Origin of the sequence: Flavisolibacter tropicus, assembly GCF_001644645.1 — a bacterium.
In the GTDB taxonomy this organism is placed as follows: domain Bacteria; phylum Bacteroidota; class Bacteroidia; order Chitinophagales; family Chitinophagaceae; genus Flavisolibacter; species Flavisolibacter tropicus.
In genome coordinates this window covers 3353133-3366008 of the sequence record NZ_CP011390.1, presented here as the reverse complement: position 1 = coordinate 3366008, position 12876 = coordinate 3353133, and the positions used below count along the sequence as shown (strand labels likewise).

Annotated in this window: 8 protein-coding genes; 6 read left to right on the top strand and 2 right to left on the bottom strand. The window is 44.3% G+C overall.

All coding sequences use genetic code 11. From position 1 onward, the window contains the following. The first annotated feature begins 31 nt into the window (after positions 1 to 31). From SY85_RS14160 to SY85_RS14145, 4 genes are all read left to right on the top strand, one after another. Positions 32 to 1900 carry a glycoside hydrolase family 2 protein gene (locus tag SY85_RS14160; RefSeq protein WP_066405553.1) on the top strand — a complete coding sequence of 623 codons (1869 nt, stop codon included), beginning with the start codon at positions 32 to 34 and terminating at the stop codon, positions 1898 to 1900. Between the two features lie 223 nt (positions 1901 to 2123). After that, entirely contained in the window at positions 2124 to 3428 is a 1305-nt protein-coding gene (locus SY85_RS14155; protein WP_066405551.1) for a glycerate kinase type-2 family protein, read from the top strand. Positions 3429 to 3454: 26 nt separating this feature from the next. After that, a complete protein-coding gene (locus SY85_RS14150; RefSeq protein WP_066405549.1) occupies positions 3455 to 4792 on the top strand; it encodes a GntP family permease in 1338 nt (445 codons plus the stop codon). 110 nt (positions 4793 to 4902) lie between these two features. Further along, positions 4903 to 5370 carry a hypothetical protein gene (locus SY85_RS14145; RefSeq protein ID WP_066405547.1) on the top strand — a complete coding sequence of 156 codons (468 nt, stop codon included), beginning with the start codon at positions 4903 to 4905 and terminating at the stop codon, positions 5368 to 5370. Positions 5371 to 5626: 256 nt separating this feature from the next. Here the strand turns inward: SY85_RS14145 and SY85_RS14140 are convergent, their stop codons facing one another. Together SY85_RS14140 and SY85_RS14135 are read right to left on the bottom strand one after the other, a co-directional pair. Continuing rightward, positions 5627 to 6040 carry a hypothetical protein gene (locus tag SY85_RS14140; protein ID WP_066405545.1) on the bottom strand — a complete coding sequence of 138 codons (414 nt, stop codon included), beginning with the start codon at positions 6038 to 6040 and terminating at the stop codon, positions 5627 to 5629. 18 nt (positions 6041 to 6058) lie between these two features. Continuing rightward, complete coding sequence (locus tag SY85_RS14135; protein WP_066405543.1) at positions 6059 to 9313, bottom strand: T9SS type A sorting domain-containing protein; 3255 nt, start codon at positions 9311 to 9313, stop codon at positions 6059 to 6061. 354 nt (positions 9314 to 9667) lie between these two features. Between SY85_RS14135 and SY85_RS14130 the strand changes: the two genes are divergently transcribed. Then, the gene (locus SY85_RS14130; protein WP_066405537.1) at positions 9668 to 10558 is read left to right on the top strand and encodes a TPM domain-containing protein; all 891 of its coding nucleotides are present in this window, start codon (positions 9668 to 9670) and stop codon (positions 10556 to 10558) included. Positions 10559 to 10899: 341 nt separating this feature from the next. Continuing rightward, positions 10900 to 12288 (top strand): ATP-grasp domain-containing protein, encoded by a 1389-nt coding sequence (locus SY85_RS14125; protein ID WP_066405536.1) that lies wholly within the window; start codon positions 10900 to 10902, stop codon positions 12286 to 12288. Positions 12289 to 12876 lie beyond the last annotated feature (588 nt).

Here is a 12876-nt window from a genome sequence, read left to right as displayed (position 1 = left end):
TTTCACGATATTCATCACTCATCATATAACTATGAAGAAATTATTGACTTATGTGTTTTTACTGTTTGTTATTTCAACTGCTGCACAGCAAGCGCAGCAAAACAATTTGAAGCCCTTGTTGCAAAACGCATTTAATCGTCCACAAACCTTGTTAGATGGACAATGGCACTATATCATCGATCCATATGAGACTGGCTACCGGGATCATCGCAACTGGGTGCCATTCGATGAAAAAGGTGACTGGCAATATTCCGCTGCGCCTTATTGGCAAAATGCTTCAAGAGCCGATAAGACCCAACGCGTGGAATATGATTTTTACAACAGCCCTGTGTTGGAAGTGCCGGGCGATTTCAACCACCAGAAACCAGAGTTGACTTACTATGAAGGAACCTTGTGGTATTTCCGGGAATTCAATTATCATAAAACAGGCAATACCGTCTACTTATACTTTGGCGCCGTTAACTACCGGGCAGATGTATACGTAAATGGCAAGAAGCTGGGTTATCATGAAGGTGGTTTTGATCCTTTCAATTTTGATGCTACCGACCTGTTGGTTGAGGGTAAAAACTATATCATTGTAAGAGCCGACAACCGGCGTGAAAAAGACCGTGTACCCGGTATGACAACCGACTGGTGGAATTATGGTGGCATTACGCGCTCCGTATCCTTGATCGAGTTGCCAAAACAATTCATTGAAGACTATAAGATCAATATTGATCCAAAGAACCCTACACTGGTAAAAGGCTTTGTGCAGGTTAGCCAACCAGGTGTGACAAAGGGTACAGTTAATATCGCTGAAGCGGGCATCAATGTTCCATTTACTACCGATGCTAGCGGTAAGGCTATGATCCAGTTTGCTGCCAACAAATTGAAACGTTGGTATCCCGAGCGTCCAAAACTTTATGATGTGCAGCTAACGATAGACGGCGATAAAACCAATGATCGTATTGGCTTTAAGACTATTGAAACCAGAGGTAAAGACATTTACCTGAATGGAAAGAATATTTTCTTACGCGGCATTAGCATGCATGAAGAAAATCCTTTTGTACCCGGCAGAGCACACAGCAAGTCCGAGGCAGAAATGATGATGGGATGGGCAAAAGAATTGAACGCGAATATGATTCGCCTGGCCCATTACCCTCACAACGAAAACCTGCCACGATTGGCTGATGAAAAAGGATTTTTGCTTTGGGAAGAAGTTCCAGTGTACTGGGGTATCGATTACAACAATCCCTATACTTATCAGCAGGCAGTGAACCAGGTGAAAACCATGGTGAGCAGAGATAAGAACAGGGCCTCTGTTATTGTTTGGTCGGTAGCCAACGAAACACCACGCGACGATCCCAAGCGCCTGGAGTTCTTGTCAAACATGAAAAAAGAAGTATTGGCATTAGATTCCACTCGCTTTATTTCTGCCGCACTGGACCGCACAGAAGATAAAGAGAATTATACGATCACTATCTCCGATCCGTTTGCACAGGCCAGCAATATTGTATCTGTTAATGAATACATTGGCTGGTATGGTTCCTTGCCCGACCGTATTGGTAAAACGAACTGGGACTTGCACGAACATGATAAGCCCTTATTCATTAGTGAGTTTGGTAGTGGCGCCAAGTATAATATGCTCGGCGATAGTCTGACCCGCTGGAGTGAAGATTACCAAGATTGGATGTACCGGGAAACGTTTAAAATGTTAGACAAGATCCCGCAGTTCAGAGGCACGACACCTTGGGTGCTGGTAGACTTCCGTTCTCCTCGCCGCAACCTGGCCTTTATTAAAGATGGCTGGAACAGAAAAGGACTTATCAGCAACAATGGGCAGAAGAAAAAAGCTTTCTATACCTTGAAGAAGTATTACGATGAAAAAGCAAAGCAATATGCATATACCATCAATGATTAGTGCCAGCGGAAAGGTCTGCCACGGTTATGCAGCGTGTTTGTCTAGGTAAAAAAAACAGCGATAACCGTGGCAGTCCTCTTTACAACCTTTTAAGTAGATATTAAGAAATCCGAAAAATATAATATCGAAATCCGAATGGTAGGATTAAATTCCTACAAATATCATTACTCATCACTCATTATTCATTGATCACTAATGACTACTGACTTTTGACCATTGACCAATGACCAGCATCCAAAACGCCATAGACATTTTCAATCATGCCGTAGCAGCTGTTAAACCTTCAACGCTGATACAAAAACACCTGCAACGGCAGGCCGATCATCTTATGATATGTGGTGATCGTGTTGCACTGCAGGCCGACACAAGGGTTTTTATCATTGGCGCTGGCAAAGCAGCAGCGCTCATGGCGCAAACAGCAGAAGAAATATTGGGTGATGTGGTAACCGATGGTTTTATAGTAACCAAGTATGAACATGGCTTGCCCTTACGTAAAATAAAATACATAGAGGTTGGTCACCCGGTGCCAGATGAAAAAAGTTTACAGGCAAGTAGGGAGGTTATGCAGTTAGTGAAAGATCTGGCACCACAAGATGTTGTTATTTTTCTTTTATCCGGTGGTGCTTCTTCTTTATTGGCCGACTGCCCCGAAGGCACTCACTTTCCAGATGTGCAGGAAGTGTTTACTCTCTTATTAAAATCGGGGGCCGACATACACGAAATGAATACCGTGCGCAAGCATATGTCACATATAAAGGGCGGCCAACTAGCGAAAGCCATTTGCCCGGCCCGTTTGTATTCGTTGATACTTTCTGATGTAATTGGCGATGACCTGGATATCATTGGTTCTGGGCCTACAGCGCCCGATAGCAGCACGTTTGCCGATGTCTTGGCAGTTCTTGCTAAATACCAGATCACTGATAAACTGCCCACTACTATTTACCAGCATCTGCTGGATGGCTATGAAGGAAAAATAGCAGAAACACCAAAGGACGGTGATGCCTGTTTTATGAATACGCAAAACCACATAATAGGAAGCAACCGTATTGCACTCCAGGCAGCAGCAGATAAAGCAAAGGCATTGGGTTATCATGCACATATTATTACCTACACTTTAAAAGGAGAGGCAAGTGTAGTAGGACAAGCACTTGCGGAAGAGGCTATGGATTGGAACGGGCCGCGACCTGCTTGTTTATTGTATGGAGGCGAAAGCACAGTAACCATAAAGGGCAAGGGGAAGGGGGGACGAAACATGGAGCTGGCGCTTGCGGCGGGGAGCTGCTGTCATCTACATCCTAACATTACCATACTGGCTGCAGGCACTGATGGCACCGATGGACCTACCGATGCAGCAGGGGCTGTGGTAAACACTGATCTTATGGAGGAGGCTATAGCACTTCATGGTAGTCCGGTACCTTACTTGGACAACAACGACTCCTATACTTATTTCCAGGAAACGGATGCATTGCTGAAAACGGGTCCTACACAAACCAATGTCATGGATCTGGTAATAACATTAATTCACTAACAGGCAATTTAACTAACTGCAGCAGTATGACAACATCACTCGGTTATCTTCTAGCGGTCTTGTGTATAGGAATTACACTGATCGTTTTATTAACGGCCAAGTGGCGCATACATGCATTTTTTGCGTTGGTTCTGGCAGGCTTTGTGGTGGGGATGGGGAGTGGTCTTTCTGCTCCGGAAACCATAACCGCTGTAAAGACTGGCTTTGGCGATATCATGAAATCGCTGGCCCTGTTAATTGTACTGGGTACCACACTTGGCTTAGTGCTGGAACATACAGGAAGTACAAGAGTTTTAGCCAATTATATCCTTAAAAAAATACCACACAGGTATGCAGCCTTGGCCATGTCTATAACGGGCTATATCGTTGGGTTGCCACTCTTTTGCGATTCAGGATACATTGTATTAAGTGGCTTAAATAAATCGATTGCCCGGCGCACACAAATTCCTGTAGCTGTGCTCTCCGTTTCACTGGCCAGTGGTTTGTATTCCGTGCATTGCCTGATCCCTCCTCATCCGGGTGCAACTGCTGCCGCCGGCATTATTGGTGTGGATTATGGAAAGTTGATCCTGTTGGGTGCACTGGTAGCCATTCCTGCCATGCTACTGGGATACGTATGGAGCACTTATGCTGTTAAGAAGTTTAAAATAGAAGATCCGGAACCAGCTGAAGAAGAAATCTATGAATGGAGCCACCAACCGTCTGTATTAAAATCCTTCCTGCCTGTAATTGTACCCATTTTATTAATTGCGATAAAGTCGTTCTTGCTGCTAGGCGTAGATGCAGCCTCATTAACCAGTGGACAAAAGATCATTTCTTTATTGGGTGATCCGGTAATTGCTCTGACCATTGGATTGTTACTAGCTTTTAACACTGGCAGACCCTGGAAAAAAGAATCAGTGCAGAAAGTGTTGAACGAGGCTATTGAGAAAGCTGGTGGCATCTTAGTAATAGTGGGTGCAGGCGGTGCCTTTGGTGCTGTTTTACAGGCCACCAAAATGGGCGATCATTTTAATAGCTCCTTACCTCTGGCAGGCTTGGGTTTGCTATTTCCTTTCTTACTAACCTCCGTTTTAAAAACCGCCTTAGGTTCTTCCACTGTGGCTATTATTACAGCCGCTTCTATTATCCTGCCTTTGTTATCTGCATTGGGTTTGGATAGTGAGTCCGGCAGATTGCTTTGTGTACTGGCTATGGGCGCAGGCTCCATGATGATCTCTCACGCCAATGACGCCTATTTCTGGGTAATAGCCAAGTTCTCCGGAATTGAAATGCGAACCATGTTGCGGGTTTACACAATAGCCACGATACTAATGGGGCTACTTTCCTTTTTGCTGGTTTACTTGCTGTCGTTTGTTTTATAGACGATAGCCAACTCTTTAAACGATAAAGATGTAAAGACACTTCTACACGTCCGTCAGCGGGTTTGTACTACCTTGCCACCGTTACGCTAATAAACCAAAACCTACTCCTTATGGAACAAACAGAACAACTCATTCTAGAACCCCTTTTACAAGAAGCAACTATTAAAAAAAGGCAGTTATTGCCTATTTGGATAAAGATCTTCTGCTGGTTTTTTCTCTTGGGCGGACTGGTCGCACCACTGCTTGTTGTAGCAGGTTTATTATTCAATGATGTACAAGCTTCCTTGGCTTTATATGGCATGGAGACAGCTAGCCCACTGTCGATAGTAGGATTACTGATCGCAGCCTTATTCTTCCTGAAAGGCATAGTGGCTTATGGCCTGTGGTGGGAAAAGAGCTGGGCGATAAACCTGGGCATAGCTGATGCTATCATTGGTATTTTCTTTTGTGTATTGCTGATGACACCGCTGGGATTGTCGCTGGAATTATTGACCACGACACCTTCCTTTCGACTTGAGTTGGTAGCCTTGATTCCTTACCTGATCAAACTGCAAAAGCTAAAACCTATTTGGAAGTAAGTGTGAAGATTACCTTTCGCGCTGCAGGTTTCACGCAAAATCGCAAAGAGGTGGAGGACGGGTTGCAAAGAATAAATAGCTATAAACAGAAAAGCACTCCACTAGTGGAGTGCTTTTCTGTTTATCAATTCTTTCTCTCATTATTGAATATTGAATATTGATCGTTGATCATTGAGCATTTCTTCTAATTCTTCATTCTTCCTTCCTTGTTCCTTGTTCAATATTCTGCCTGGCTCTTGCCGCGCGTCGCGCTGCCCTACTTCCTCACCAACTTAAACGTTTGTGTTGCCGTATTGGAAGGTTTGGAAATCGACGTTACTACTACCGTTACTGTACCCACTTCATTAAAGGGAATATTGGTAATGGTAAACGATGTAGTAGCATTGGTAGAAGTTTTGGTTTCACTAAACACCGAGCCACCACTATCCTTTACATAATCCACCTTGACGGTTACGCCTTGTGGCGGCACAGCGCTTTTGATCACTACATTAAAGCTATAGGTAGACCCGGTTGCTTTAACAGGTGTAGTGCTACTGCCCGGATCAGGATCCAGGCTGATCACCAGGTTGGATTCTGCCGGAGTAGTTGTGTCATCGCTGCTTTTGCCACAATTGACCAGGGCAAAGGCCATGAAAAAGAGCAGTGCAGAAAGTTTGATTACTTGTTTCATATAATAAACGCTAGAGTGTTATTGTTTAAGAATTGAGAGTGTAATGGTTTCTTGTTTACTGATGTCTGTTACTACCAGTCGGTACACACCATTTGCAAACCCGCTCATATCTATTGATGCACTGGCAGCAGCTATAATAGCTTTATAAAAAACTTTGCCAGCTACATCTACTAGTTGTATGGCCAATTTTCGGTGTGCTGTATTTCTAAGATACAGCGTTTTTATGGTGGGGTTTGGAAATGCTATTACTTCTCCATTCCAGGCCGCAGTTGTAGGTAAGGCTGTAGCTACAAAGTTGTACGGCTCAGCGCTTGCATTGGCAGTACATCCGCTTTGTGTAACCTGCACGGTATATACACCTGATGCTTGCACGGCGTACGACTGTAACGTAGCTTCTGGCAGTACCTCTCCGTTTAAATACCACTGATAACTGGCTGCTATTGATGCCGTTAATGTATTGCCGGCACGTGTAATCGTTGGCTTTTCCGGCGTGGGCGTTACAACAATTGCTTTCATGGTTGACGCTTGAGAAGAACAGCCGTTGGCAGTTGCTACCACGGTGTAGCTGCCGCTTTGATTGGTTGTATAGGTTTGTTCGGTAGCATTAGCAATGACTGCACCGTCTTTATACCACTGGTTGCCTGCGGTGGCCGATGAGTTTAGGGTTATGTTACGTCCCAGACAGAAAGTAGTAGGAGTGTTAGCGGTTACTATCGGAGTAGCTGGTACGGCTTTGATAGTAAGGTTGATAGCAGGATCTATTTGAACCACACCCGCTTCTTCTACCATTACCCGTATTTTGTAACCAGTTCCCGCAGGTGTATTGGCTGGTATGGTGCCGATAATAGTTCCCGATGTGGTACTGTTTAAAGTGCCAAGTGTAATGGGTGAAGCAAAACTACCAGCGGCATCGCTCATTTGTGCCATAAACACATTGCCTGCTTTATAGCCACCTGTAGTGGTAATGGGAATAGTTATAGGGCTGCCCTGGCAGTAGGCAGTAGGATTTACAGTACCCATAGAAAACGTACCACCAAACAGGCGGGCAATGCGGTTACGGCCAATGCTATTATACGAAGTGAACCTGCCAGCTATGAGTATATCATTATTGGGTAACAGTGCCATAGCTTCAATAGCGCTAACAAGTGAGTTTCCGGAATTAAACGTGGAGTCAAGAACGCCGTTGGCATCTAATCGTGCAATGCTATTTCGTGTAGCAACATTGTAATAAGAAAAGATACCACTAACCAGTATATTACCATCGGGTTGAACAATAGTAGATCGAACCGAGCCAGAAAAGCCATTTCCTCCTACATTAAATGTTGGATCCACTAAGCCGTTGGCGTCTAGGCGGGCAATAGCGCCTCGCCAGTTTCCATTAAAGCGCTGGAAGCCCCCGCCAACCAGTATCTTACCATCAGCCAGAAGCGTTATAGATTCTACTCTGTTATCAGCGCCAGTGCCAGGGTCAAAACTGGCATCCAGCGATCCATCTGCATTTAAGCGGGCAATGCGATTGCGGGCAATGCTTTTATAGGTAGTAAAGTCGCCACCGATCAGGATCTTGCCGTCCTGTTGGGGCACAATTTTCCAGACAGAGCTATTGGCACCAGTTGTCGTGTTAAATGTCTGATCCAGCGAACCATCTGCATTCAGACGTGCCAACCTGCCGCGCGTTATGCTGTTATAGGTGGAAAAGGCACCGCCTACCAGCACCTTACCGTCGCCTTGAACGGCAATGGCGAACACACTACCATTAGTTCCATTCATTGAGTTGAAGCTGGCATCCAGCGATCCATCTGCATTTAAGCGGGCAATGAAAGAGCGCGGCACACCATTGTAATTACTAAATCCTCCACCAATTAAGATCTTGCCATCGGGTTGAACAGCCATTGTATTAACAAGTTGATCAGGTCCAACACCTGTTGCATTAAATGTAGGATCCAGCGATCCATCTGCATTTAAGCGGGCCAAGTAAAGCTTAGGTATACCATTATAGAGCAGGAATTCGCCGCCAATTACAATCTTTCCATTGGGTTGCACTGCCATACAATAAATAATGCCCTGGGCTCCGGTACTGGTGAAGTTGTGAAAGCTCAGATCGAGTGAGCCATCACTGTTTAAACGTGTGATGTGGTGCTTGGACTTGCTATTGAAAGAAAGAAAATTACCACCAATGAGGATTTTGCCATCGGCTTGAATCATTACCGCATAAACCGCGTGATCGGGCCCGGTGCCCAAAGCAAAGCTGGCATCCCGGGAGCCATCAGCATTCAGGCGGATAAAGTGTGGACCGCTGACGCCGTTATAAAAAGTGGCAGCACCACCAACCAGGATCTTGCCATCGCTTTGTGTGACAACAGTTAATACACTATTGGGAATTCCATTTCCAGAAGTAAAACTGGCATCTAATGAACCATCTGTATTCAGGCGAGCCACATTGAACCGGTAGGCGCCGTTGTAATACGTAAACATACCACCAATCAAGGTTTTGCCATCACTTAACACAGAAATGGATCTGATCGAATTTCCGGTCAGCCCACTTCCTCCCGAATTAAAAGTTGGATCAAGTGTTCCATCGCTGTTTAGGCGCGCTAGCATGTTGCAGGGGGTACCATTATAAGTAGTGAAGTCGCCTCCAATCAGGATCTTTCCATCCGGCTGAACGGCTGTAGCGTAAACAAACAAATTGGAGCCCGTGCCTGCATGAAAGCTTGGATCAACAGCGCCATCAGTATTCAGGCGTATGATGTCGCCTTGCGGTGTACCGTTGTAGCTGGAGAAATTACCTCCAATGATGATCTTACCATCACTTTGTAAACTTATAGAGTAAACGCTACTGTTTTCGTCTAAACCTGAAGTGAAGGTGGCATCCAGCGATCCATCAGGATTAAGGCGCGCAATAGCTGGTACGCGTGTACTTTGGTAATAGGTAAAAACACCACCAATCAGGATCTTTCCATCAGGCTGAAGGGTCATGGCTGTAATGGTGCCGCTGGCTCCATAACCCGGATCAAAAGAGGCATCCAAGGTGCCATCAGCATTCAACCGGGCTATACGATACCGGTTGGTGCCATCGTAGGCATAAAACCACCCGGCCACCAGTATTTTTCCGTCTGGCTGAACCGCCGTGGTGCGGACAATTCCATTGATGCCGTCGCCAATCGAGAATCCGGCATCAGTTGGATTAAAATTAGGGTCCAGTGTGCCGGGCTGGGCAAACGAACAGATGCTTGCCAGCAATAGCCAAAAGACAAGGAATCGAGTTTTCATAAGTGTCACTATATATTGTTTTTAATCAAGTTGCCAATTAGCAATAAACTCCATCCACTGTGTGGATCAAAGCTTTACGAAGGTTCTAGTAAAGGGGGGGATCAGCTCTTGTGATAAAACAGAAAGAGCATAGAACTGGGTTGAGTAATAGTTTTCATCATAAGAGTTGGTTTTGGTAGTTGTTCAAAGCTGCGAAATAAAGAAATATTTTAATATAGGCCTGCGGCTTTACCATCATTCACGTTGATTATAATTGTATTAGAGAAGCTGCTGGAGGGACTGCCTTCAGTTAAGACTAGCAGTCAATGACAGCTTTTTCTCCATCTATCTATTATCTTAGCCATACCATACCTCATGCTAACAACCCGACTACTGCTTACTGGCTACATTTCAACTTTTCGGTTATGCCTTGCTGCTATACTCTGCCTTTTCTTCAGTTTGGCCGCCACTGCACAGGTACCTGACCCGCTGCCTGATACCTATGTAAATGATCATACCCAACTCCTCACACCAGCTCAAATAAAAGACTTAAATGAGCAACTATATCAAGTAGAACAGAAAACCTCCATACAGGTAGCCATATTGCTTATCAACGAGTTGCCAGAGAATATGGCCATTGAAGATTTTGCACGCAAGGTAGGTAATCAATGGAAGGTAGGTAATAACTATAATGGGGTAGTGTATGTGGCAGTACTAGGTGCACGTCGGCAAAGACTGGAAATTGCCCGGAACTTGGAAGGACAAATTCCTGATGCAACAGCAGCAGCCATCATTGATCAACTGGTGCCTTATTTGCGTCAGCAGGATTATTATCAAGCCTTAGCTACCTTGATTGCCCAAATAAATTACCATCTTGGTACAACGGAACAACCAATAACAGATACAGTCAGTCAAAATTATTTATCCGCCTATGAAGAAGATATTTACGATGCCGAGCGAAAAGAGCGGATTGCGTTTGAGAAAGAAAAAGCCAAATACGATCATTATGGCAATATCGCTATAGGGTTTATTATTGCAGGTGCTGTTGGCTTTTGCATCTGGGCCTGGTGGTACAAGAAACGATATGTGAGAAAGAATACCGTGAATGGTGTATATATCGGAATCGGTAGTAGTTATTATACAAGTCTTTACGGCACTAATGATAGCTCTCGCTCCTCTGGTGGTGGCTCCTCCGGCTTTGGTGGTTGGGGCGGTGGAGGTGGCGGTGGCGGCTTCTCCGGCGGTGGCGCATCTGGCAGTTGGTAAGTAAACGGTATTGGTTAAACGTTGATTATATCCTTATAGGTGCTCTAAACAGCGTGCAATTCCCCTTTGCATTTCGGATTTCGATCTTCCAATTTGGAATTTGGATTTTGTCTTTTGGAATTTATTTCTTGTTATTTGGATTTTCTCCTGTTGTAGATTAACTTAAAGCTTTATATTCTTCCTTCCCTTTGTAAATCGGTCAGCGCCGCCCCCTTGTACTACTAGCTAGTAAGTAATCACCTACAACCACTAAAATTGTCGCTAAGGCTTTTAACGGGTCAGGTAAACCGCCACCAATTGCCTGTTCCATCCCTTGTAAAACACTAAACAACACCATACAAATGGCGCCCAAAAAGAAGCCAGCTTTTACAGCTAAAACAACTGAGCTAACCTTTAAGAATAACCGCAAATCAAATGCAAGTGAAGGGACAATTCTAAGAAAGCTAAACAGCGTTGAATCCATAAGACTTGGCAAACAATCAGATGCATATAACAGAACCATTGTAAAAGAAGCGCCTGTACCTGTACTGGTGGTGGAGTGTATGCACGAGGATTGGATTACCGCTAATACAATATATTGTCTGAAGCGCGATAAACAGTGGGATATCCACCTCGTGTCGTTTAATAATGCAAAAAGCTGTTTTCGCTATTTGCCGCATTTGAAAAGCTACAGGCAGTTTCCAGAAGAAAACGGATATGAGCAATTTCTGTATTTTTTAAAGAATGTGGTCACAGAAACGAAGGCCCAGGTACTAGTGCCAACCAATACTGCAAGCTGCCGGTTCGTAATTAAGTATAAAGAAGAACTGCAACAATTTATCAGGCTAATGCCGGTGCCGAACCAAGATGCTTATCAAATAGCAGGTGATAAAGGACTGCTGGCTGATTTTATGTTTCAACACCATATACCGGGGCCGCTTACTATAAGTGATTTGACAGATAACCTGGAACATAAGTTGGACAAGTTTCCTTTTCCGGTTTTGCTCAAACCCAAGACAGGCTCTGGAGGAAAAGGAGTGGCAGCAAACGAACCGCCCATTACGCTTTTTAATGATAAAGAATCACTTCTGGCCTGTGTTCATCAGCATCAGATTGCCGACCGATATGTAGTTCAAAGCTTTGTTGAGGGTTATGAAATAGACTGTAATGCGCTTTATAAAGAAGGGCGCCAGGTGGCTTTCTGTATTCAAAAAGCGCTTATTAAGGCCGATAACTATGCGCCATCATTTGGGTTGGAGTTTATTCACTCTGCAGAAGCAATAGCTCTTGTAGATGCGCTGCTCTCCAAGTTGAAATGGAATGGCGTGGCACATATAGACCTGATCTATGACACCAATAGGAATGAGTTGCAAATACTGGAGATCAACCCGCGGTTCTGGCAAACCATGGTAGGCTCTATGATGGGAGCAAACATCAATTTCCCCTCGCTGGCCTGTAGCGTGGCTCTTGATAGACCCCTAGCGGGAGTGGAAAGTAAAATAGGAAAGTATATTCCCATTGTACCTTATCTGAAATATAGATGGAAGGCAATAAAGAGCGAAAAGATTCAGTTTATGTATAAGGAGATAGACATACATAACTTCTTTGCTATGCTGCCTGCCAAAATAGTTCGTTCATATAGAAGCCTTCTTCTAAAATGGTTCAGAATAGGAAGAACTGAAATTAGAGAAAAGGATATAATGTTTTGGTGTGTCTATTTACTTTCTGATCAAAGCTATTGCGAATGGTAATGAATTTAAAGAAGGGGCACCAGATGCTTACCACTGCTCAGCTTCTTTTTAGAAAATGAAGGATTATAAGAGATTCCAACATTAGTTTTTTAAGCCTTACCCTATAGCACTAAACACTGCACTTTTTTGCTTGTTCATAACAAAGCGGCTCTTCATTGGGCCGCTTTTGCCGTATTTACAGTGTGGAATTTGATATTTGGAATTTCGCATCTCCCTCTATCACTCCTTACTCATCACTCACCATCCACCATTGACTTTCCTTCTGTCGTCTGTCGACTGTGGCCCCTCTCACAGCTTTCCCTCCCGTCGTCTGTGGACCATTCCTCACCACTCTCTATCGGCTGTTTAGCGTGCAGCGTGCAGCGTGTAGCGTGTAGCTTCCTGCTCACAGCTCACAGCTCATAGCTCGCAACCCTTCTCCTTTTTTCCTTCCCTCTTTAATCTCTTAGCTCACCTTCTATTGCTATTCCCAAAAACAGGTGTTAATTTAACGCGTCAATTTTCGAGTAAAGATTGAATGCCACTCATTTACCTATCTATCCTTCTCCCTGTAAACAATAAGCAACGTATAGAAAAAAGCATTAAAAG